Below are 24,425 nucleotides of genomic sequence, written 5' to 3'. Positions count from 1 at the left end.
CAATCCCTCCAGTAGTTTAGTTTGCAAGTTTAAAATCATCTTTTAACAGCTTAAATTTACCTTTAAGCCCACTAGTTATATAAACTTGTTTATCATTTGTAACAAACACAGCCTCCACATTTTTCATATCATCAACCATTCTTAAACCATCTTCCAGACCTTTTGTAAATATCAATGTAGACAAAGCATCAGCATTTATCGATTTATCAGCAATAATTGAAATTCCAGATATATTAGTATCAAAAGGATACCCTGTTTCTGGATTTAGTATATGGTGGTATTTAACACCATCTTTTTCTATAAATCTCTCGTAAATTCCTGTAGTGACAACTGTTTTATTTTTGACCTCTAAGCTTCCTAAAGCATTTCCTCTAAGTTCGACAGGGTCTTGTATTCCTATAGTCCATCCCTTATCTTCTGATTTAGATCCCATAGCAAATATATTTCCACCCAAATCTACTATCGCCCTTTTTACTCCGGCCTCTTTTAAAACCCTTACAGCTTCGTCTGCAGCATATCCTTTTGCTATACTTCCTAAATCGAGCATCATGCCTTTTTCTTCTAGATAAACTTCTTTAGTATACTCGTTTATCTGGACTTTATCGTAATCGATAAGTTTTTTTGCATTGTCGATCTCATCTTTGGTCGGAACCTTTGCTTCTGGAAGTCCTATACTCCACAACTTAACTAATGGTCCTACTGTAATGTCGTAATCACCATTTGATAACTTTGAATACTTAAGTCCTGAAGATATAATATCGAAACTTATATCACTCATTTTTACAGGCTTTATACCAGCATTTTTATTTACTTTATCTATCTCTGTTCCTTCCTTGTTAATGCTCACAATATCATCGATCTCTTTAAGCTTATCGAATACCTTATCCATTACCTCGTCGCTTTGATGATCGTACAGTGTAACTTTGATTACAGTACCCATAAACATCTCTGTTTTAGAGACTGGTTCTTTACTATCCTCTGTATTTTTTGTAGAACATCCAGTAAAATAAACAACTAGGAGCAAAGTTAATAAAATTGTAAGTAAACTTTTTTTCATAATCTTTTCTCTCTTTTTTGTAATTTTTTATTCAATTTTTAGTTTTACTAAGTAATTAATGCTTTATATTCAATTTGCTGGTTCAAAATTTACTGATTTCTGTCAGTTTATTTATTATGTAAATCCAATCATTGTTAATTCTTTATTTTTTTAATGCGTACTTCTACCTGTCTTGATGATTCAAATTATTATTGACTGTTTGAAATGTACTATTGGAATGTTGTTTGTTATATAAAATTATATAATCTTTATACCCAAAAATACATTATTAAAACGCATCAACAATAAAATAACAAAACTACTAATATGAAAAATTAGTAGTTTTGTATATAAATCAACTTTATTATTCAGCTGCTTCAACTTCCATTAATTCTTTTTCAGTTTTTCCATTTCCTGCATTTTCGACAGCTTTAGCAAATAATTGCTTAGCTTTAGAAGTTGAACCTGTTGCACCAGTTACGCCATCAATCTCTCCTGATTGTGCTTTGACAACTTGATCAGCTATCTGTACTTCGTATTCTTGAGGGTTAGTTCCAGAAACTTCTTTCATCTTTTTATTGTACTCTTCATCGTCCTTTTTATCACCTTTATCGGAAAACTCGAGATACTTAGCTTCAGATATTTTTCCATCTTTAACTACTATAGTAGCAGTAGCTTTAAAGCCTTTATCATCTGCGTCTTTTGTTTCAGCTTCATAAGTTCCATCTTTTAACTTAGATTCATTATCCTTTGGAGTTGAAACTTCAGTTTTTTGATCATCCTTTGACTCTTCTGCAGGCTTGCTTGAACAACCCACCACTGAAATAGATATTATTCCTGCACATAGTACTGATAAAATTTTTTTGTTCATGAATGAATCCCCCTACAATTTTTAGTTTTTATAGTTATATATATTAGTTCTCTTGAGTAAATTATACTCTAAATTGTTAAAAAAATGTTAATAGTATTTATTTATACTACATAGTATTTTTATATTGCAACTATTAATAAATATTAACATATTGATATTTTTTCACATTTCATTTAAAATTCAATTTAGAAGAGTTTTAAGTTTTTAACTTTCACAACGGGGAGAATAACATGAAAATAATAAAGAAAATGGATATTGTTATCATAGTGTTTTTAATTGTTTTATCATTTGTTCCAAATATTATTTTTGCTAAGTCTTTTATATCCGCAAACTACGATTCCACTTATGTCAGCATAACATTAGACGGAAAAAATTATGACAATATTCCTCTTTCATCTTTTAAAGGTGAAAAAGTCATTGAAATAGAAGATAAAGAACATAAAGGATACAAAAACAAAATCTTAATTAAAGACAACACTGTTAAAATGATCGAAGCAAACTGCAGTGATAAAGTTTGTATAAGACAGGGATCTATATCAAAAGTAGGTCAAAATATAGCTTGTCTTCCACATAAACTTATAATTGAGATTAAAGGAGAGGAGAAAGATAGTTCTGACGATTTAATACTATCTCACTAAATATATGAGAACTAATAAAACATCTAAAATGATTTACATGTCGCTATTAGTTTCAATGGCACTGATACTCTCTTTAATTGAAAAAACAATACCAGTACCATTTATAACACCTGGCGCAAAGTTGGGACTAGCGAACCTAATCATAGTTATTTCAGTATATACACTGGATAATTACAGAGAAGCATTTACAGTACTTATTTTACGATTACTTCTTTCAACACTACTTGGCAGCACCGTTTCTGCCCTTTTGTACAGCGCTACAGGTGGAATACTGAGCTTCATAGTTACTATTTTAGTTAAAAAACTTGGTGGAAAATATGTATCAGTGATAGGCGTAAGTACCTCGGCTGCAGTTTTTCACAATATAGGTCAACTGTTTGCTGCCTCATTAATACTCGACAACTTTGGCGTATTTATTTACCTGCCAATACTATCGATAGCTGGAATAGGAACAGGATTTTTTATAGGATTATCAGCAAATTATATACTAAATCATCTAAAAAAACTTCCACAGTTTAGAGAGAAATTATCACTAGAAGAAAGTCTATAATTTTAAGTATTAGGCTTTTTCTATTATATAGATGGCTATCTCTGTTGTATAAGTACTTCTTAATAGAATTCGTATTGACTTCATGATTTTGTACTTTACTATAAAATAGCTTACAGTTTTTAAGAAGATTATAAGCTATTTTTTGCGCAAAAAACTGCCTCAAATAATTTTTACTTTTGAGACAGTTTTTTATATTTATTCTATTTCATAGTAACATTAATTGCCTTTCTATTAGCGCCCCTTTTATACTTCACATCAGGATATCCTAGCACGACAGTAGTTGCTATTGCCTCCCCCTCTTTTAATCCAAGTTTTTCTTGAAGCTCAGGAATAAATCCTACAGCTCTTAGGAAAAATCCTATATGACACATTCCTAATCCCTGTGTATTAGCCATAAGCTCCATATTTGATGCTGCTAATCCTCCATCTATACGGGCAAATACTCCACTTTGAGATTCATCTACTACTACTACTATTGCCATTGGTGCGTTGTAAAAAAGCATGTCTTCTCCAGTTTCTATGTAATCGTCATACATTTTCTCAAACTTCTTCTTGTAAACTGCCGAAGACTTCATTGGCTCTTTGTCACCGTGGTTTACAGCCAAGTCGTGAAGACCTTTCATAGCCATAACTTTTATATCTTCTAACTCTTTATCTAACACAATATATCTAGTAGCTTGTTTGTTACTTGCAGTTGGTGTGTATCTTCCTGCTTCTAAAATATTATCTAATTTCTTTTTTTCTACTTCCTTATTTTTGAAATGTCTTATACTTCTTCTAAATTTTATTGTGTTTAACATATTTTCTGGATCTATATCGAATGTAGCTTTATTGTACTCTACTACTTCATCTTTATTGTAATCAATCATTTCTACAGCATCGACTGGACAGACAGAAACGCAATGACTACACTCTATACATATTCGGTTCCTTACAACAGGTTTTTTATCCTTCATAATAATAGCTGTAGGTAGACACTCTGAAGCACAAGATCCACAGCCTATACACTTATTTTCATCGATTTTAATCAATTTAAATCCCCCCTATAATTTTTTGAGTAATTGTTTTTCTACAGTTCTAATTTTTCGCTTATACCTCTCATAGTCTCCAAAGCTAACTCTACAAACTCTAATTCTATCCCAACTTCTTCGATGCTTTTCATCACATCTCTATTAGCACCAGCTATAAATTTTTTCCCAAATTATACTAGGGGATTAATCTATCCCCTCATAGTAATGTCCTTCCATTATGCCACTTTTTTCTAAATACTTATATAATTGAGTAGATTTGCTATCCAGCTTGTTGTCATTTTCAACAACATCTAAATAAGCTTCTACAATCTCTTTTATCTCATGAACGCTTTCAAATGTAAAATCTAACCTAAATACCGATATTCCAGTTCGGCTCAATTTATCTAAATCATCTATAATGCACAGAGGTTTTGAATTATATATAGTGCTTCTACAGTACATATCTTGCTGAACCTTAAAGTTCTCGCCATCAGCACTCTCTAATGCGTATCTACTTTGAGAACATATTGCACATCTTTTATCCCTCTTACATGCTCTTGCTACAACTCCCATAGGACAGTATTCTGTTATCATCATTGGTATATAAGCGTACACAACGGCTTCTGCTTCTACATCTGTTAGTTTTAGAGTTTCCTCTATTTCATCTAGACTCATTTCAACAGACATACATACTGATTTTACATTTTGGCCGTTAAAGTAATTTAATGATTCACTATTAAATGAGTTTAGATAGTAATCTACATACTTTTCATTTTTATCAAAAACACCAAGTGATCCCCATGTACTTACTTGAACGCCTATTTTATCAGTAGTCTCTTTGAATTTAGATATTAAATCAAATTCGCCATTTCTTATAATCCTTGGAGCTGAGTATACTATTTTTTCTCCTGATTTTTCTGAAATCTTAATTGCCTCTTCTAAGGTATATATATCTTCATAGTAAATAATGTCCAAGTCATATCCTAGAACTGCATTTAATTGATCTAAGTTTTTAACTTTTACTCTCAATTTACTGGCTTTTCCACTATCTCTATTTGCAGATTTTGTACTGTATTCAATATTCTTATCTTTAAATTTTCTACCTTGTACTTCTGATCTCTTTTTACTTAAAAGCTCGATACATTCTCTTCTCATTTTGTTCAAAGCACTTATAGGCATACTTATGTTATTGTCAAGATCAATATTTACATTGTGCATAATATACGGTGTATTTCCTAGTTTTACAAGTTGGGACTTTACTTTATCTTCGCTAAGTGCAACTTTTATAGCCTCTTCCACAGGAATATCCCCTTGAATAGTAGCTGAATTTCCTATTAAGTCCTTCATAGTAATAATAGGTATTTTCCCTAGCTTTAACTCAATTTCTGCCTCTACTGGTATCTTTACAAACTCTTTGTCATCTTTAAAAGTTTCTTTAACTTTCTCCAAAAGTTCTCCATCAGAAGTCTTAAATATCTTTTGGTTTCTCTTTGCTTCACCTATAAAGTCTAGCTCTATGATTTCACCTTTGTATCCTTTATCAAAAATTTCCTTGTCCTTAATTATTCTACCAATAGTTCCTCCACCTAAATTTATACCGTCCCCTTTTTTTAGAGTCCCTTCAAGCATCAATCTAAGCCTCTTTGACTTTCTATTGCAATCCATTACTTTTCCGATATAAAGGCCTTGGTTATTTGGTTTTTCCCTATTCATAAGGTCGTCTCCAATATCTCCAAGTAAATGGCCTTTTGTAAATCTCCTATTAAATATCGTATATAAATTTTCCATTGTATTTTCAGATACATGGAAATCTCCATTTTCTAGATATTCATTAACAGCTTGTCTGTAACTAGACACTACTGTAGCTACATACTCAGGTTTCTTCATTCTACCTTCAATCTTAAGTGAATAAACACCTGCATCTATAACTTTATCTATATCTTCTATTGAATTTAAATCTCTCGTGCTTAATAGATAATCTCCATCTTCATTTATTACTTTTCCAGTCTCTATATCTATAAGCTTGTACTTCTGTCTACAAGGTTGTGCACATCTTCCTCTATTACCAGATCTATTCCCAAGCATACTGCTCATTAAACATTGTCCTGAATAACATACACATAGAGCTCCATGCACAAATACTTCTATATCTACATCTGTATTGTCACAAATATGCCTAATTTCACTTACGTTTAGTTCTCTGGCTAAAACGACTCTATCAAATCCCAAACTACTCAAATATTTTACATCTTCTAAAGAATGTGCAACCATCTGAGTACTAGCATGTATATCAAAATCTGGAAGAAGCCCTTTAACTAGTTTTGCTATGCCAATATCCTGTATTATAAGCGCATCCACATCAATATCGTATAAAAATTTTATATATTCTATGAAATCTTCTACTTCTCTCTGTTTGATAAGTGTATTTACTGTTATAAATACTTGCACGCCTCTAATATGGCTATACTTTACTGCTTCAATTAATTCTTCCCTATCAAAGTTGTTTGCCGATGCCCTCGCACTAAAGTCTTTTCCACCCAAATAAACAGCATTTGCACCATTTTGTACAGCTGCTTTTAGAGCTTCAAATGACCCTACTGGAGCGAGCAATTCAATGTCTTTTGTTTTTTTATTAGTTTTCATATTACCTGCTTCCATATCAATTTATTATACAGGAAAGAGCTATCTCCTTAACTTGAGACAGCTCCCTCCCATTTCTAAAAATATTTTTACTAATGTTACTTTAGCTTATTATTTATTCATCGAGTTTTCTAATTCAGTGAATTTTAGCTGCAACTCATAAGCTTTATTTTGGAATTCAGAGGCTAGTTTATCAGAAATCTTCGCTCTTTCCTTTGCTTCTGCAACTTCTTTTTCTAATACTTCGTACTTGTTCTTGAATTCATCATTGCTGGCATTATTGCCCTTATTCTCTTTAATAGATATTATACTCTCATTAAGTTCTCTAATCTCGGAATCTTTGTTTCCACATTCTTCTGATTTTGAATTTAATTTCGCCTCTAATTCAGCTATCTGTTTTTTTAAATCTTCATCAGCAGAGTCAGTATTTTTACTAAGTTCTTCATTTTCTTTGACCAAGTTGTCGTTTTCACTTGAACATTCAAATAGTAGGTTAGCGATGTTTAATGCGGTTAAAATTCCTGCTTGTGACAGACTTAACCTAGGATTATGCTCAACAATTTTTCCCATCTCTTGATCTACAAAATCAGCTACTTTTATCATATACGACTCAGAATTATCTCCTACCATCGTATACTCAGATCCATTAATTTTGACTACTACTTTATTCATACTAATCCCCCTTACACTTGGCGTTAGTTTGATCTTAAGTTGGCGTCTAGTTTATCACTCAACTCACTCAATATCTTGTCGTGCACCTTAGCTACATCTTCATCAGTCAAAGTTCTATCTTTACTTCTATATGTTATAGAATACGCTATTGACTTGTATCCTTTTTCTATTTGATCTCCTGTATAAACATCGAATAGTTTGAAGTCTTCAACTAAACCTTTACCATTTACACTTATTATATCATCAATCTGTTTTACATAAATACTATCCTTAACTACTAAGGCTATATCTCTTGAAGTTGATGGATATTTTGGAAGCGGCTTGTATAACACAGTATTGTCAGAGTTATCAAATACAAAGTCTGTCTCTATTTCTGCAACATACACTCTTTGACCTAAGTCGTAATTTTCTATTACATCAGGATGTAACTCACCTAATGTACCAATATTTTTGTTGTTATATACTATTTTAGCACATCTTCCCGGGTGGAAAGTAGTATTATTATTTTCTGGTTCAATTTCGTATCCTTTAAACCCAACTTTTTCTAATATAGTTTCTACTATTCCTTTTAATGCAAAGAAGTCTTTTCCTTTTCCATACATTCCTATACAAAGTCTACCAAATTGTTTTGGCTCCACATCAGCTTCTTCAAATGTATGTCCGTATTCAAATGCTGATAGTTCTTCAACTCTATGAGAGATATTTGTGGCTACTACATCTAACATATTTGGTATAAGAGTTGTTCTCATTACAGATGTCTCTTCACCAAGTGGATTAAGTATTTTTACAAAATTATGTTTAGAGCTATCTTTTGGCTCATTTATTTTTTCAATTCCTTTTGGACTTACAAAAGAATAAGTAAGTATTTCATCTAATCCTAAAGCAGTTGATGTATCTTTTATTACATCTCCAAACTTTTGTTTGTCAGTTTTTATACCTAGTGTTGGATTTCCCTCTAGCTCTAGAGCAGGTATTTTATCGTAACCGTAAATTCTAGCTATCTCTTCAACAAAATCTGCTTCTTGATCCATATCTAATCTATAACTTGGGACTTCTGCCAAGATTTCATTTGATGGTGTTAAAATACATTTAAATTCTAACGCTTCTAGAATATCAACCATTTCGTTAACTGATATTTCAATTCCTATTAGCTTGTTGATTCTATCAACACTTACAGTTATGCTCTTAGATTCATGCTTTGTAGGATATTCATCTACAACGCCTTTTAAGACCTTTCCTGCCCCTAATAGTTCGACAAGTTGAGCGGCTCTATCTACTGCTAAAGATGCTAAGTCTTGATCTATCCCTTTTTCAAATCTTGAAGAAGACTCAGTTCTAAGACCTAGTCTTTTAGATGTAGCTCTGACATTTTCTGCTTTGAAATTCGCACTTTCAAATAATATTTCAGTTGTATCATCTGTAACTTCTGAATTAGCTCCTCCCATAACTCCTGCAAGTGCAAGTGTACGCTCGCCATTTGTTATAACAAGCATATCCTTATCTAATTCTCTCTCTGTATCATCTAGAGTTACGAATTTTTCTCCCTCATTAGCATTTCTAACTATTATTTTTCCAGTAGAGACTTGTTTTAAATCAAATGCGTGCATTGGTTGCCCCATCTCTAACATAACATAATTTGTAATATCTACTATGTTGTTTATAGGTCTTACACCTGCCTCAATAAGCTTTCTTTGCATCCAGTACGGAGAAGCTTCTATCTTAACATCCTTAACCATTCTAGCAGTGTATCTTCTACATAAATCTGGATTTTCTATATTTATATCGAATTTTATCTCTTCTTCGCTCTCTTCTACAACTACTTCTGGGTACTTTTTCTTCTTACCTAGTGTAACTGCTGCTTCTCTTGCTATTCCTAGTATACATCTACAGTCTGGTCTATTTGAAGTAATCTCAAACTCTATAAGAGCATCATTTAACCCAAGGACTTCTCTTACATCTTTACCTAGCTCATATGAATCTTCATAATCAAGTATTAAGATTCCATCTTTACTATGTTCTTTTACATAGTGAGGATCTATTCCTAGCTCTTCAGATGAACACATCATCCCCTCTGAGACTTCCCCTCTGAGCTTACCAGTCTTTATTTTTACCCCACCTGGAAGTTTAGCTCCATGTACTGCAACAGGAATATAATCTCCCTCAGATACATTTTCGGCGCCAGTTACTATTTGTATAACTTCTTTACCTATATCTACTTTTGTAACTATAAGTTTATCTGCATTTTCGTGTTGCTTTATCTCAAGTATTTTTCCTACTAAGACATTTTCAATATCTTCTCCGTAGAAATCCACTTTTTCAACTTTACTTCCTGACATAGTCATCTTGTCAGCGAATTCATTTACATCTATATCTATATCAACGTAGTCTCTTAGCCATTTTAAAGGTACTAACATATAAAAACCTCCCGATTAAAATTGATTTAAAAATCTTTTATTATTTTCGAATAATAATCTTATATCATCTATCTCGTATTTAAACATTGCAAGTCTTTCAACTCCAACCCCAAATGCAAATCCACTGTAAACTTCTGGATCTATCCCACAGTTTTTAAGTACATTAGGGTGAACCATACCACAACCTAATATCTCTATCCAACCTTCTTGTTTACATGTAGGGCAACCTTTCCCACCACATTTAAAGCAAGTTATATCAACTTCTGCACTTGGCTCTGTAAATGGGAAGTTGTGAGGTCTAAATTTAGTCTTAGTATCTTCTCCGAATAATTTCTTTACAAATGCGTCGAGAGTCCATTTTAATTGCGCCATAGTAACATCTTTTCCAACTACCATACCCTCGATTTGGTGGAACATTGGAGAATGTGTAGCATCAGGAGTATCTCTTCTAAAACATCTTCCTGGAGAAATTATCTTTATAGGAAGCTCAGAGCTTCTCATAGTTCTTACCTGAACTGGAGATGTTTGAGTTCTAAGAAGTAAATCATCACTTATATAAAATGTATCTGTCATATCTCTAGATGGATGATCTTTTGGTGCATTTAACGCATCAAAGTTATTGCCAATTGTATCCATTTCAGGACCTTCTGCTATTGAAAATCCCATACCGATAAATATTTCTGATACTTCATCTATAATTTGAGTAATAGGGTGTCTTTTACCTATTGCATGTTTTTTACCAGGTAAAGTAACATCTATAACTTCTTTTGAAAGTTTCTCTTTTTTAACTATCTCTTTTAATTCATCTTTCTTTGTAGCCAAACTATCTTCTATTACATCTCTAACTTCATTTCCTACTTTACCTATTACAGGTCTCTCTTCCTCAGATAGTTTTCCCATTTCTTTAAGTATTGACTTTAATTCACCTTTTTTGCCCAGGTACTTTACTATAAGGTTTTCAACTTCGTCCATACTGCAAACTTCTCTAATTTCTTTCAAAGCTGCATCTTGTAAATCTAGCAGTTTTTGTTGCATGAATATCACCCTTTCTCTTTTTTTGTATAAAAAAAGCCCCTCATCCCAGCTAGGGACGAAAGACTATAGTTTCGCGGTACCACCCTAGTAGTTTTACAGACTTTCGCAAAACCACTCGAAGAACTTAACGCGTTCAGACGTGAAAGCTTACTCGTTTTCAGCTTACATACTCCAGAGCGAATTTCTTTTGAGTTCTTAGAAAACACTTCCAGCTTATTGTGTTTATCTCTGTACTAAGTTTAAACAAAATACTTATCTCTTTCACAGTATTTATATAGTATTACATTAGTTAATAATTATACCATTAATTTTTATTTTTTCAATAGAATGGAATAATTACGATTAACCCTATTATATTAGTTTATTATTTTTTTGTTCCTATAAATAAAAAACGACACTACTACTTAATTCAGAAAAGAAAATTTGTGTATAATGTCATTTTATATTTTAGATTATTTATTTAGACTAAATGTTTTTTTATCTCGTACATCAATATCGCAGAACTGATTGCCGCATTAAGCGATTCTGCACTTCCATACATTGGTATTTTAACCAAAGTATCTGACTTTGAAACTAAATAATCACTTATGCCATTAGCTTCATTTCCTACAACTAAGGCTACTTTTGATCCATAGTCAACTTTATCATAGTAGTTATCAGTATCCAAATAGCTAGAAACTAAGTTGAAATTTTCTTCATTTAAATAATCTACTACTTCATGTTCATCAGCTAAGATAATTTTCATTGTAAATACAGAACCCATTGTAGATCTGATTACCTTGGGGTTGTATATATCTACACTGCCTTTTAAAACTACTACTGCCTCAACTCCAGCAGCATCTGCAGTTCTTATAATTGTTCCCATATTACCTGGATCTTGGACTCTGTCCAAAACTACGATAAATTTTTCATCTGATAAACAATCTTTTAAATTTTTAGGTACAAATTTTCTAACACCTATAATGCCCTGAGTATTTTCAGTATCCACAAGCTCATTAAAATTTTTATTTGATGTCTTGTATATATCAACTTTTCTAGATTCAAATTCTTTAAGTAATTTTTTGTGTTCTTCTTTACTTTCAAAATCTTCGTTTATAAATATATACTCTATATATGAATTAGACTCTACAGCAAGTGTAAGGATACGAAATCCCTCCACAATAAATTTAGACTCTTTATTTCTATTCTTTGTTTTCAGTAGTGACCTTGTGTATTTTAATTTTTCATTGTCCCTACTTTCAATCATTTTAATCATTATTATCGTCTCCCATGCATACTGTGACTCTCTGAAGTAATTTCACTGATTTTTGAATTTTGTCCAATTACTACAAGTATACTTCCTAACTCTAGTTTTTCCTCAGGAGATGGAGTTACATTTATATCGTTTCCAGTTTTTATTGCGAGTACAGTTATCTCGTATCTAGCTCTAAGTTCTAGATCAACTAAAGTCTTCCCTATCCACTTACTAGGAGTTACTATCTCAACTATCGAATACTCTGGGTCAAGCTCTATATGGTCAAGTATATTGTCTGAAACTAAGTTGTGTGCAACTCTTACTCCCATATCTCTCTCTGGGAAAACAACTCTATCAGCACCTATTTTGTAGAAAACTTTTGCTTGAAGCTCATCCTTAGCTTTGCAAATTATCTGTGGAACTCCCATTTCTTTTGCAATAAGAGTAGCCATTATAGATGCTCTTATATCAGATCCTATAGAAATTACCGCTACATCGAAGTTCCCAAGCCCAAGAGATCTAAGAGCTTGCTCGTCTGTAACATCTACAATAACCGAATGAGTAACTTTATCAGAAAGATTTTGTATTATATCTTTGTTTTTATCAATTGCCATAACTTCATTTCCAAGAAGACTTATAGTAGTCGCAACAGAACTACCGAATCTTCCGCATCCAATAACAATATATTGTTTCATTTAATGTTCCTCCACATAAATAACTAATTTATTTTATCCTACTATTATTTTACCATCTGGATAGCTTATCGGTTGATTTTTTTTACGGCCAAATGATAATACCGCCATAAATATAGTAAGCGATCCAACTCTACCCATAAACATACATAAAATAATCAATAATTTACCAAATAGATTTAGGTTTGCACTACCAGCCAAACTACTTCCGACAGTTGCCAAAGCAGAAACAACTTCAAACGCCGATGCTGTTAGGTTAAATCCAGGCTGTGTCATCGATATAAGCAATGTTCCTGTAACAGCTGCTGAAATACCGACAATAAATATACCCAAAGATTTTTTTACAACAGATGGTGCAATTCTTCTTTCGTATACTTCTATATCTGATTTCCCAGTTATAAAGCTCTTTACAGTAAGTATAAGCACAGCTAGTGTAGTCGTCTTAATACCACCACCAGTTGACGCCGGTGATGCCCCAATAAACATCAGGATAATAATAACGAATAAACTGCTCTCATCCATTGCAGCCAAATTAAGCGTACTAAATCCAGCTGTTCTAGATGTTACTGATTGGAATAACGATGCTAGTAACTTACCTTTCATTCCAAGTGGTGCTATCGAATCTGGGTTTTTATATTCTATTATAAATATCAGTGCCATACCCACAAAGATAAGTGTCACTGTTGATATTAGTACTAATTTTGTGTGTAAATTAAATTTAGAAAACTTTCTTTCCTTCGCGATGTTTAACATTACAGGGTATCCAAGACCTCCACATATTATAAGAATAGATATTGTAAGAGATACTGTGGCATTGTTTACATATGATGTGATCGATGTAAATTCACCAGATGTAGATCCCATTAAGTCAAATCCCGCATTACAGAAGGCCGATATCGCATGGAATACACTGAACCATGCTCCTTTCACTACACCGAATTGTGGTACAAAAACAGTCGACAGTATAAGTGCTCCTATAATTTCTATTGAAAATGTTATAAGAACCACATACCTAACAAGCTTAACAAGCCCTGATAAGTCAAACTGATTAAGAGACTCTTGTATAACTAGTCTTTCCTTTAAGTTTATCTTTTTTCTTGTAAAAATTGCAAACATCGTGGCGACTGTCATAAATCCTAGCCCACCAACTTGTATAAGAGTTATACATATAATCTGCCCAAACAAATTCCAGGTTGTGCCTGTGTCGACTACAACTAGTCCAGTGACGCATACACAAGAAGTAGCTGTAAACAAAGCATCTATAAACCCAACACTTTCACCACTCTGTGTAGTGATAGGCAATGTCAATAAAAGACTTCCTATTAGTATCACAGAAGCAAATCCAATAACGATTATCTGAACTGGTTTCATTTTATTTGCTAATGATAGAAGTCTTTTTACCAATTTATTCAATTTAACGCCCCTCCTAATTTCAATTATGTTGAGGATAAATTTCGACTTTTTTAGCCCCTTCCTTCAACCATTACTATATTATATTACAAAGGTTCTCTAAAAACAATACGATGATTCTCCTACTATATTATTTAACTTCTATTTAACATATATGTATACAATTTTGTAAATTTCAAATGTTTGAACATCTTATCTTAAGTTGAGTTTATGTATAATTTTTGATACTTCGCTTATTATTCTAACTCCAATTTGCTAAATGCTTCTAGTATTGATGCTTTGACAATAAGATTATATTATCGTATTATTATATTAAATTTTTGAAGAATAAAAAACTTCACAATAACAATAAAAATCTATAAAAGTTTGTTTTTTAAGTAAATCTCATAAATGTACAATTACGGGAGGAAAATTATGTTAGATAGCATTGATAAGCAATTAATTCTCTTACTTCAAGAAGACTCTAGAATCTCGATAACGGATCTATCATCTAAAGTAAATTTAAGTAGACCAAGTGTTAATGAACGTGTAAATAAATTAATTGAGAAAGACATTTTGAAAAGGTTTTCTACTCATGTTTCACCAGAATCTGTTGGCTTAAATGTGAGTTTCTATATTCATATTAGCGATATTAAAGTATCTTTTAATAAAATATGTGAGATTTTACTTTCTAAAAAATGTATTACTGAAGTATATGCTGTTACTGGAAAATTCAACTACATAGCAAAAGGCTCTACTAAAAATATTACTGAAATGAATGAACTCTTAGAAGAATTAATGCCATACGCACATATAAATACATCGATCATCTTAAACTCTCCATTGGAGAACAGTATTATAACTCCTGTCGATTAATCCTTTTTAAGTACTCTTTTTCAAAGAGTATTTTTATTATGCATATTTTTCGTAAAATAATCTTTAATTTGTAAAAAATTATTGTCAAAATAATTCAAATTTTCATATTAGCATGTTACTTTATTTTCTATAATAGACTTAATCAAGTAAATCAAGTGTATCAAGACTTGTATTCTATAAATATATTTAAAATTTAGGAGGTAATTAAATGTTAGATAGAAATTTTAAATTAGGGATGTATTATGCTTTAGAACTCGACTTTAAGGATCCTTTAAAGAAATTTAGATCAAGATTTTATATGTTGGAAAACAAAATATATATGGATGGTAACTCTTTGGGGCTTTGCTCAAAAGACGCTTTAGATTCGCTTAATAATATGGTAGATCAATGGAAAAACCATGCAATAGGAATTTGGAATGTTGAAAATAGTCGTTATTTCCGCTACTCAGATGTACTTGCAGAACTTTTGGCTCCACACATAAATGCTTCACCTATAGAAATATGTATTACAGGAACGACAACATCTACAATTCATCAGACAATTTCAACTTTATACAAGCCCACTGATAAGAAGTATAAAATACTTGTTGATGACTTAAACTTCCCTACAGATAGATACGCTGTAGACAGTATTGTACGCCTTAAAGGTCTAGAAATTGAAGATACAGTAAAAGTTGTAAAAAGCCCAGACGGTAAATTTATCGATGAAAATGCAGTTATAGAAGCAATGTCAGATGATGTCGCGTTAATTCTTTTACCAGCAGTACTATATCGTAGCTCTCAACTCTTAGATATGAAAAAACTAACTGATGCAGCTCATAAAAAAGGTATAATTATAGGATGGGATCTATGCCATTCTATCGGTTCAGTTCCACATGATTTTGAAGATATTCAACCTGATTTTGCTGTTTGGTGTAACTATAAATACCTTTCTGCTGGGCCTGGTGCTACTGCTGGAGTATATTTAAATAAAAAATACTTTGGTACTGTTCCTGGATTAACTGGATGGTTTGGAAATAAAGATGAAACTCAATTTTTATTAAGACGTACATATGAGCCTGAGTTAAATGCTACTAGTTTACAGACTGGTACTCCAAATCTTTTATCTATGGCTCCACTTGAAGGATCACTTAAGATATACAAAGAAGCTGGACTTGATAATTTACGTGAAAAATCTCTACATATAACTGCTTATTTAATGTATCTGATAGATGAAAGACTTGTTAAATACGGTTACAGTTATGATAATCCAACTGATGATAATATTCGCGGTGGTCATGTTTCACTTGTACACGACGAAGCATATAGAATATCTTTTGCATTAAAAGCTAAGAATATTGTACCTGACTATAGAGAACCAAACGTAATTCGTCTAGCCCCTATAGCACTTTACAATACTTATGAAGAAGTTCACACGCTTGTTGATGTGCTAGAATCAATAGTCGCTACAAAATTCTATGAAGAGTTTAGTGAAGAACGTATACTAGTTTATTAAATAAAAAACCCTAGAGCCGATGTTCTAGGGTTTTTTATAATGATACCAATCATTCACTTTATAGTTAAGCTAATTTTGATTTAGCTGTCTCTGCTAATTTAGCAAATCCTTCTGGATCTTGTATAGCTAATTCAGATAACATTTTTCTGTTAACTTCTATGCCAGATAATTTTAATCCATTCATTAATCTTGAATAAGATATACCATTCATTCTAGCAGCTGCATTTATTCTTTGTATCCAAAGTTTTCTGAAGTCTCTCTTCTTTAACTTTCTACCTATATATGCGTTCTTTAATGCTTTCATTACGAAAGTATTCGCTGGTCTATATAATTTGCTTCTAGATCCTCTGAATCCTTTAGCAAGCTTTAATATCTTTTTGTGCTTTTTACGGGCATTCATAGCCTTTTTTACTCTTGCCATCGTTATTACCTCCTTTATGTTTTCCTTATGTTTATTATTTTCTTATAATGTGTATTAATCCGATCTTAGTATGGTAATAATTGAGCTATTCTTTTAGCATCTCCATCACTTACTAGAGTAGATTTTCTTAAGTTCATTTTTCTTTTAGCAGATTTCTTAGTTAATATATGTTTCTTGTAAGCTTTAGCTCTCTTTAACTTTCCGCTTCCTGTTTTCTTAAGTCTCTTTGCTGCACCTCTATGAGTTTTCATTTTAGGCATGGTGTTTCCTCCTCTCGATTAAACATCTATTTTTTTGGATCTATAATTACAACCATATTATTTCCCTCAAATGCTGGGGCTTTTGTTGGTTCACCAAACTCTTTAACTATATCTATAAATTTAAGCATAACTACTTTTCCTAAATCTTTATGTCCTAGTTCTCTTCCTCTAAATCTAAGTTCAACTTTCACTTTATCCCCTTTTTTAAGGAATTTAATAGCGTTATTGGCTTTAGTATTTAAATCATTTTCCTCAATACCTGGTCTAAGTCTTACTTCTTTAAGGCTCACTATTTTTTGCTTTTTCTTAGCTTCTTTTTCTTTTCTAGATTGCTCATATCTAAATTTTCCATAGTCCATTATCTTACACACTGATGGTTTTGCATTTGGTGAAATTTGAACCAAGTCCAAATTTTGCGCATCTGCCATAGATTGTGCTTCATTTAAAGCCACTATCCCAAGTTGATCTCCATTAGATGATAAAAGTCTTACCTCTTTGTCTCTTATTTGCTCATTGATTGCTAACTCTTTGCTAATTGTTAGACACCTCCGTTTTTTTATATAAATAATGGCGAATGATATAATCATCCGCCATATAAGTCTCTAAATAATAAAGCTCTAAAATTTACACATTAGGCTTTAACTTATATATACCTAGCTAACTTTCGTCGCAAGGTGAGAAGCGGACTTCTTCTTTATTTCTTATCCTTATATACTATACCATCTATAGTAAATATGTGCAAGTTTTTTTGTTTTATTTTATTTTTTTGTTTTATGCACATTAATCATTGTAATTCTTCTCTTTTATTATCCCATATTTCACGCAAAAAGTATATGCCTTAAATTACCAATGAAAATAATAATAAAATATCTTAAATATGGAAAATATAAAGACATCAAATAATTAATAACCTGAGGTGTTTAAAATGAATATGTTAAATAATTTTTTCAAAAAAATTAAAAACCCTGTGCCAGCATTTGCACAGACCAAGTTAGAAAAAGAAGAAAAAAACGACGACGCTTACTCAACACATCCCAAAACTACATTTAAAGATGTTGCAGGACTTGAGGAAGTTAAAGAAGAGTTATTCGAAATAGTCGATTTTATGAGATCACCTGGCAAGTACAAAAAAATGGGAGCAAAAATCCCTAAAGGGGTATTATTTTATGGTCCTCCAGGAACAGGTAAAACGCTACTTGCTTCAGCTGTAGCTGGAGAGACTAACTCTGCCTTTTTCAATATTACTGGTTCTGAGTTTGTTGAAAAATATGTCGGAGTTGGCGCAAAGAGAGTTAGAGCTCTATTTGAAAAAGCGAGAAAAGATGCACCTAGTATTATATTTATAGACGAGATTGATGCTATTGGTGTAAAAAGACATATGGAAAGCAATAATGAAAAGGACCAAACATTGAACCAATTGCTCGTAGAGATGGATGGCTTTAACAAAGATTCAAATGTATTAGTTATAGGCGCTACAAATAGAATGGACTTACTCGATGAAGCATTAATTAGACCTGGAAGATTTGACAGACATATACACATGGGCGCTCCAAACTATCACACAAGATTCGAGATATTAAAGGTACATACAGATAACAAGCCTATTGATAAATCTGTAAATCTTGAAACTTTAGCTAAAAAAACACACGGCTTTAATGGTGCCCATTTATCAAATATAGCTAATGAAGCTGCTATATTCGCTGTTAGAGAAAATAGTGAACATATTACTTCTCTACATTTTGATAAAGCTCTAGAAAGAGTTATTGCAGGACTAGAATCTAAAAGTTCTTCATTAATAGATAGAGAAAAGAAAATTGTCTCATTCCATGAGTCAGGCCATGCTCTAGTAAGTGACATGATAGGTATAACCCCTATACAAAAAGTTTCCATTGTTCCTAGAGGCCAGGCTCTAGGGTATGTACTTCAACTTCCTGATGAAGATAGATACATCTATACTAAGGATGAACTTATAGGAAAAATCAAAATCCTACTTGCTGGTAAAGCTGCCGAAGAGATTATTTTTAATCATAAATCTACAGGGGCGAAGGACGATCTAAAAAAAGTTACTGAAATTGCAAATCAAATGGTTTGTGAGTACGGAATGAGCGATCTCGGGTTTATGACTATCGACGGAAATGATAAGACTTTTATGTCTGAAAGGATACAAATTGAAGCTAATAAAATAGTTGAAAATTGTTATAACGAAACTCTTGAATTGCTTACTAGTAATAGAAACGACCTCGATATTTTAGCTAATCATCTATTCGAGAACGAAACTATGACTCACGAAGAGCTTAAGTCTTTAATAAGAAAAGAAGCAGCAAATTAGATTTCAAATAATGTATCTAAATCTAAATTAATTGTATTTTAATTTAAATAAAAAAAAGAAGTTCAAGAACAATTATTATAATTTTCCTTGAACTTCTTTTATATTTTATTTTTATTTCACTAATTGCAATGCCACCTCTATTAATCAATTTATTTACGGTCGAGAATTTATTTTATCACTATATAATCTCTGACTTTGTAAGTAGGATATATAGTCCCTACCATATTTTCTGGCTGAATTACAAAGATTAAAAGAAGCAATATTATAGCTGGAAAAATTAATGATTTAGTTGAATCTACTATTTTTCTTATGTTTTTCATTATGTCCACTTCTCCTCTACTTTTTTTGGTATTAACTTAGTATTATACCATAATTTCACTTATAAATTATAACTAATTTAATTAGTAAAAGTGGACAAATTTTTGTATTTATTTTTTATATGGTAACCTATTAAATTATTTCTATATATACCTAATACCCTCCTATTCCCTATGTTATATAATAAATAGTTTAATTTCTAATTTAAATATTTGTACTGGCATTCTTAATTATTTGTATTTAAAAAGCTGCGTACACTTTGTTAGTTTAATTGTAAACTAACATATAAGTAATACACAGCTTTTTAGTATATAAAATATGTTCTAGCGAGTTAATTAATCAAGTTCTACATTTTCTCTTGATGCAACTTGATTGTTTATATTAGAGATAAATTCATCTAAGCCTATGTTTCCTAGCTCACCTTTATCTCTTGATCTAACAGAGATGTTTTTCTCTTCAACTTCTTTTTCTCCTACTATTATCATGTAAGGAACTTTTTCAAGTTGAGCTTCTCTTATTTTAAATCCTATCTTTTCTGCTCTATCATCTAATTCTACTCTTATATTTTGCTTGTAAAGAGTGTCTTTTATTTCATTAGCATAGTCTATATATTTATCAGATATAGGTAGTACCTTAACTTGAGTTGGTGATAACCAAACTGGGAATTTACCAGCATATTGCTCTATAAGTATACCTATAAATCTTTCTATACTTCCAAGTGCAACTCTGTGGATCATTACTGGTCTGTGTTTTTCACCATCTTGACCTATATAAGTAATATCAAATCTTTGAGGTAATTGCATATCTAATTGGATAGTTCCACATTGCCAACTTCTTCCTAAACAGTCTTTTAAGTGGAAGTCTATCTTAGGTCCATAGAAAGCTCCATCCCCTTCATTTAGTATATATGGAAGGTTTAATTCCTCTAAAGCTTCTCTTAGTCCGTTTTCTGCGTTTGACCATTCTTCATCGCTACCCATTGAGTTATCAGGTCTAGTAGATAACTCTAAGTGATATTCAAATCCGAAAGTTTTGTATAGCTCATCTATAAGTGCAACTACACCTTTTATTTCGTCTTTAATTTGCTCTGGTAACATGAATATATGCGCGTCATCTTGAGTGAATGCTCTAACTCTCATAAGTCCGTGAAGTGCACCTGATAACTCATGTCTATGAACTCTACCAACTTCTCCAACTCTCATCGGGAAATCTCTGTATGAATGTTGTTTATGGTTGTAGAATATAAGTGATCCTGGACAGTTCATTGGCTTTATTGCATAATCTTCATCATCTATTTGTACAGTGTACATATTTTCTTTGTAGTGAAACCAGTGACCTGAAGTTTCCCAAAGTTGTTTATTTAATATTATTGGAGTTTCTATTTCAACGTACTCATATCTCTTGTGAACTTCTCTCCAGTACTTCATAAGTTCATTTTTAAGTTCCATACCTTTTGGTAAGAATAATGGGAATCCTGGTCCCTCTTCTGGCATCATAAATAGGTCTAATTCTTTTCCTATTTTTCTGTGGTCTCTTTTTTTAGCCTCTTCTAATAAATGTAGGTACTCTTCTAAATCTTTGTTCTTCTCGAAAGATATACCGTAAATTCTTTGAAGCATCTTGTTCTTTTCATCTCCACGCCAGTAAGCTCCTGCTATACTTAAAAGTTTTATAGCTTTAACTTTCTTAGTTGATGGAAGGTGTGGCCCTCTACATAGATCTACAAAATCGCCTTGCTTGTAGAAAGAAATTATTTCACCTTCTGGAAGATCAGATATAAGCTCTACCTTGTAGTCTTCACCATATTTCTTCATTAGCTCGATAGCTTCGTCTCTAGGAAGTTCCATTCTCTCTGGCTTTAGATCTTCTTTAACGATCTTTTTCATTTCAGCTTCTAATTTTTCTAGATCTTCTGGGACAAGTCTATGCTCCATATCCATATCGTAGTAGAAACCGTTTTCTATACTTGGTCCTATAGCAAGTTTAACCTCTGGATATAATCTTTTTAATGCTTGAGCTAGTATATGTGCAGATGTATGTCTAAATACATCCTTCCCTTCTTCATCATCAAACTTAAATAAGTTAAGTTCACAGTCTTTATCTAAAACGTAGTCTAAACCTACTAATTCTCCGTCTACTGATGCTGCTAATATATTTCTAGCTAAACCTTCACTTATCGATTTAGCTACATCCATAACTGAAATTCCACTTTCGAATTCCTTGATTGATCCGTCTTTTAATGCAACTTTTATCATAGTAATTCCTCCTGTTTATATTTATATAAATCAAAAAATCGCCCCAAATATATATTTGGGGCGACAGTAATATCGCGGTTCCACCCAAGTTGACATACAGCTAACTGCAGTCCTCTTGTTGACTATAAGGTAGTCATCCGAATGCTTTTACAAAGCTACTCACATTCCGCTCCAAGGTAGTTTTCGAATAGACCTATCAAATGGGCTTTCAGCCACGACCCAAGTTCTCTAAAAATGGTTTCTAATCTACTTTTCCTTTTCATTGCATATTATCTTAAATGTTATTTCAAATTGTATCAGAAAAAATTCCAGTCGTCAATAATATTTATTTATATTTTTACATTTTTTTTAAATTTAATTCAATTATTATATTATTTATATTATTTTTTAGCAATTTTAAATAATTTTATTATAACCTACATAAAAGCAACTATTAGTCCTTGAACGATTCCTATTAAGAATCCTAAAACAAGTCCTAAGAACTCTATATGCTTTAATTCTTTTTTTGCTACACTTATTATTAGATCTTCTAAAACTAATAAGTCGAGTTCATTAATTTTCTCTTCAATCATTTCTTGAATATTTATGCGCTCACTAGCCTTTGCCATCATTCCTTTACTTAAATCGTCTATGCTATTTTTTACCTCTTCTTCTACCATATCATTAAGATAGCCCTCTATAAGTTTTTTAATACTTGATGGCACATATGAAAATTTTTCATTCAGCAGAACACTAATCCTAGATTTTATATAAATCACTACTTCATCTTTATCATCTTCTGTAATTACGTTGTCTAGTATTTCATCAAGTGATATAAATTCTTCCTCAACTATTATAGCTATGTTAGTTGCAATTTCTTCTCTTCTTTTTGGTATTAGCCCTATTATTTCTATATTCAAAATTGGAATTTTTATAGGTTTAATTGGCCTAAATATAAGCCTGATTGCAACGACATTGGTGATATATCCAATAACCCCACCTATAGATGCCAATATTAGTATTTTTATCAAATTGTCCATGACTAACTCTCCTTATCTTTTGTATACTATCTGTTTACATAATGCTACTATACAATTATAAGCCATGTGACTGTAATTAAAAAGGTTTAATTTATTAGAATAAGATTAAAACACAAGTCCTTTCACTTGGAAGAAATAAAAATGGATCGATTACTAGTTTATTCTAGAACTATTAATTATTAGTTATTATATCTACCCTATTTTCAAATATAGACTTCAAAGTATCTATAATCTCTTTTGAAGAGTTGCTATTTAATGTATCCATTACTTCAATCTTTCTTGGGCATAGTGAAAGAAGAGTACTTATTAAAAAATCTTCGTAGTTTAAGTTTTCTCTGATAACCATATTTATAATATCTTCATCATCTATACTATCTATTTTGTCACCATTTTTATCGTAAAGTACGAAGCTGTTATCCTCCATTATATGGACTTTTAACAGATCAATTTTTACATCTTGAGTATCTATAAAGTACTTAAGCACTCTTATAAATTCTTCGTGATCTCTGTTTATTAAGTATTCCTCCAAAGAAATATCAGCTATTGCAGAGATATATTTTATAAATTCCTTCATCCTAAACTTTATAAATCCGTCGATATTTATGTAATCATTTTCTAAAATATAATTACTTACCCTCATAAATATTGTCTCTCTGATGAATACTTCTTTGTTGCTAAATATTTTTAATGAATGCTCGTAAATATTGTCAATTTCCTTTGGATATGCTTTTCCATATTGGCTTTGTATATAATCTCTTAAAACCTCACCCCTCATAATTTTTATAATTTTATTAGTTACTCTCTCTGTTATTTCATCTAGATTTAGACCCTCACTACTAAAAACTTTATCGTCTATAACTTTTCTAGCTATAACTTCATTTTTTCCCGAACTAGTTACTACCTCTACTATCCCATTTGTATATATTAATTTATTATTGATGTTGTTGCTATAAAACTTCTTATCCGAAATTTTATCTTTGCTTATCAACTTCATCGCTCCCTTCTTGTCGGCCATCTCTGCATTATTGTAGTGTTATTTTTATAATATGAAAAAAGTTAATTTTAGTGCAGTATAAAACTTAGTAACTATAAAAATAATATAAGATATTCTTACAACTCATTATCATTTTTTACAAACCAGACTAATTTTATACAATATTATCAAAGTTAATAAATAAATCTAAAATATCACTTATAATTTTAATAAATTTATACATTTTTTGATTTAGTATAAGATACATAAAAATTTTATTAATTATAAATTTATAAAT

Annotated in this window: 22 protein-coding genes and 2 other annotated features; of the genes, 5 read left to right on the top strand and 17 right to left on the bottom strand. The window is 31.5% G+C overall.

The window, feature by feature from the left end; genetic code table 11:
- Positions 1–16: 16 nt before the first annotated feature.
- Both T473_RS0104375 and T473_RS16190 read right to left on the bottom strand, forming a co-directional pair.
- The gene (locus T473_RS0104375) at positions 17–1,057 is read right to left on the bottom strand and encodes an FAD:protein FMN transferase (RefSeq protein WP_024620810.1); all 1,041 of its coding nucleotides are present in this window, start codon (positions 1,055–1,057) and stop codon (positions 17–19) included.
- 343 nt (positions 1,058–1,400) lie between these two features.
- Positions 1,401–1,907 carry an FMN-binding protein gene (locus tag T473_RS16190; RefSeq protein ID WP_024620809.1) on the bottom strand — a complete coding sequence of 169 codons (507 nt, stop codon included), beginning with the start codon at positions 1,905–1,907 and terminating at the stop codon, positions 1,401–1,403.
- A 230-nt stretch (positions 1,908–2,137) separates the two neighbouring features.
- Between T473_RS16190 and T473_RS0104365 the strand changes: the two genes are divergently transcribed.
- Both T473_RS0104365 and T473_RS0104360 read left to right on the top strand, forming a co-directional pair.
- Entirely contained in the window at positions 2,138–2,545 is a 408-nt protein-coding gene (locus T473_RS0104365) for a NusG domain II-containing protein (RefSeq protein WP_029791513.1), read from the top strand.
- Between the two features lie 37 nt (positions 2,546–2,582).
- Positions 2,583–3,095, top strand: coding sequence for a Gx transporter family protein (locus T473_RS0104360; protein WP_242825857.1), 513 nt, complete (start codon positions 2,583–2,585; stop codon positions 3,093–3,095).
- A gap of 200 nt (positions 3,096–3,295) precedes the next feature.
- Here T473_RS0104360 and T473_RS0104355 read toward each other — a convergent pair whose 3' ends face one another.
- From T473_RS0104355 to T473_RS0104315, 8 genes are all read right to left on the bottom strand, one after another.
- The gene (locus T473_RS0104355) at positions 3,296–4,126 is read right to left on the bottom strand and encodes a nitroreductase family protein (protein ID WP_024620806.1); all 831 of its coding nucleotides are present in this window, start codon (positions 4,124–4,126) and stop codon (positions 3,296–3,298) included.
- Between the two features lie 183 nt (positions 4,127–4,309).
- Positions 4,310–6,748: a U32 family peptidase gene (locus T473_RS0104345; protein ID WP_029791512.1), complete on the bottom strand. Its 2,439-nt coding sequence runs from the start codon at positions 6,746–6,748 to the stop codon at positions 4,310–4,312.
- Positions 6,749–6,856: 108 nt separating this feature from the next.
- Positions 6,857–7,417 (bottom strand): cell division protein ZapA, encoded by a 561-nt coding sequence (locus tag T473_RS0104340; protein WP_024620804.1) that lies wholly within the window; start codon positions 7,415–7,417, stop codon positions 6,857–6,859.
- Positions 7,418–7,440: 23 nt separating this feature from the next.
- The gene (pheT, locus tag T473_RS0104335) at positions 7,441–9,831 is read right to left on the bottom strand and encodes a phenylalanine--tRNA ligase subunit beta (protein WP_024620803.1); all 2,391 of its coding nucleotides are present in this window, start codon (positions 9,829–9,831) and stop codon (positions 7,441–7,443) included.
- Positions 9,832–9,846: 15 nt separating this feature from the next.
- Entirely contained in the window at positions 9,847–10,866 is a 1,020-nt protein-coding gene (pheS, locus tag T473_RS0104330) for a phenylalanine--tRNA ligase subunit alpha (RefSeq protein WP_024620802.1), read from the bottom strand.
- A 48-nt stretch (positions 10,867–10,914) separates the two neighbouring features.
- Positions 10,915–11,140 (bottom strand) — a binding site (T-box leader).
- A 186-nt stretch (positions 11,141–11,326) separates the two neighbouring features.
- Entirely contained in the window at positions 11,327–12,121 is a 795-nt protein-coding gene (locus T473_RS0104325) for a TrmH family RNA methyltransferase (protein ID WP_024620801.1), read from the bottom strand.
- A gap of 2 nt (positions 12,122–12,123) precedes the next feature.
- Positions 12,124–12,795: a potassium channel family protein gene (locus T473_RS0104320; protein ID WP_024620800.1), complete on the bottom strand. Its 672-nt coding sequence runs from the start codon at positions 12,793–12,795 to the stop codon at positions 12,124–12,126.
- Positions 12,796–12,828: 33 nt separating this feature from the next.
- Positions 12,829–14,205, bottom strand: a complete 1,377-nt coding sequence (locus T473_RS0104315; protein ID WP_161627535.1) for a TrkH family potassium uptake protein — start codon at positions 14,203–14,205, stop codon at positions 12,829–12,831.
- Positions 14,206–14,616: 411 nt separating this feature from the next.
- On the opposite strand from T473_RS0104315, the gene T473_RS0104310 reads away from it, so the two are divergent.
- Both T473_RS0104310 and kynU read left to right on the top strand, forming a co-directional pair.
- A complete protein-coding gene (locus T473_RS0104310; protein WP_024620798.1) occupies positions 14,617–15,057 on the top strand; it encodes an Lrp/AsnC family transcriptional regulator in 441 nt (146 codons plus the stop codon).
- A 208-nt stretch (positions 15,058–15,265) separates the two neighbouring features.
- Positions 15,266–16,552: a kynureninase gene (gene kynU / locus T473_RS0104305; RefSeq protein ID WP_024620797.1), complete on the top strand. Its 1,287-nt coding sequence runs from the start codon at positions 15,266–15,268 to the stop codon at positions 16,550–16,552.
- A gap of 64 nt (positions 16,553–16,616) precedes the next feature.
- Here the strand turns inward: kynU and rplT are convergent, their stop codons facing one another.
- The 3 genes from rplT to infC all read right to left on the bottom strand — a co-directional run bounded on the left by rplT (position 16,617) and on the right by infC (position 17,820).
- A complete protein-coding gene (gene rplT / locus T473_RS0104300) occupies positions 16,617–16,973 on the bottom strand; it encodes a 50S ribosomal protein L20 (protein ID WP_024620796.1) in 357 nt (118 codons plus the stop codon).
- A gap of 65 nt (positions 16,974–17,038) precedes the next feature.
- On the bottom strand, positions 17,039–17,233 hold the full coding sequence (rpmI, locus tag T473_RS0104295; protein WP_024620795.1) for a 50S ribosomal protein L35: 195 nt from the start codon (positions 17,231–17,233) through the stop codon (positions 17,039–17,041).
- A 26-nt stretch (positions 17,234–17,259) separates the two neighbouring features.
- Positions 17,260–17,820, bottom strand: a complete 561-nt coding sequence (infC, locus tag T473_RS0104290) for a translation initiation factor IF-3 (RefSeq protein WP_077065769.1) — start codon at positions 17,818–17,820, stop codon at positions 17,260–17,262.
- 338 nt (positions 17,821–18,158) lie between these two features.
- On the opposite strand from infC, the gene T473_RS0104285 reads away from it, so the two are divergent.
- Positions 18,159–19,562: an ATP-dependent metallopeptidase FtsH/Yme1/Tma family protein gene (locus T473_RS0104285; RefSeq protein WP_024620793.1), complete on the top strand. Its 1,404-nt coding sequence runs from the start codon at positions 18,159–18,161 to the stop codon at positions 19,560–19,562.
- A gap of 167 nt (positions 19,563–19,729) precedes the next feature.
- Here the strand turns inward: T473_RS0104285 and T473_RS18440 are convergent, their stop codons facing one another.
- The 4 genes from T473_RS18440 to T473_RS0104265 all read right to left on the bottom strand — a co-directional run bounded on the left by T473_RS18440 (position 19,730) and on the right by T473_RS0104265 (position 24,148).
- On the bottom strand, positions 19,730–19,882 hold the full coding sequence (locus tag T473_RS18440; RefSeq protein ID WP_161627534.1) for a hypothetical protein: 153 nt from the start codon (positions 19,880–19,882) through the stop codon (positions 19,730–19,732).
- Positions 19,883–20,215: 333 nt separating this feature from the next.
- Positions 20,216–22,135, bottom strand: a complete 1,920-nt coding sequence (thrS, locus tag T473_RS0104275) for a threonine--tRNA ligase (RefSeq protein WP_024620792.1) — start codon at positions 22,133–22,135, stop codon at positions 20,216–20,218.
- A 53-nt stretch (positions 22,136–22,188) separates the two neighbouring features.
- Positions 22,189–22,407, bottom strand: a binding site (T-box leader).
- Between the two features lie 144 nt (positions 22,408–22,551).
- On the bottom strand, positions 22,552–23,154 hold the full coding sequence (locus T473_RS0104270) for a DUF445 domain-containing protein (protein WP_024620791.1): 603 nt from the start codon (positions 23,152–23,154) through the stop codon (positions 22,552–22,554).
- A 172-nt stretch (positions 23,155–23,326) separates the two neighbouring features.
- The gene (locus tag T473_RS0104265) at positions 23,327–24,148 is read right to left on the bottom strand and encodes a putative sporulation protein YtxC (protein WP_242825856.1); all 822 of its coding nucleotides are present in this window, start codon (positions 24,146–24,148) and stop codon (positions 23,327–23,329) included.
- Positions 24,149–24,425: the final 277 nt, after the last annotated feature.

This window comes from Clostridioides mangenotii TR, from assembly GCF_000498755.1.
Lineage (GTDB): Bacteria > Bacillota > Clostridia > Peptostreptococcales > Peptostreptococcaceae > Metaclostridioides > Metaclostridioides mangenotii_A.
Note: the sequence above shows the minus strand (reverse complement) of the source record. Positions and strands in the feature narration are given on the sequence as shown.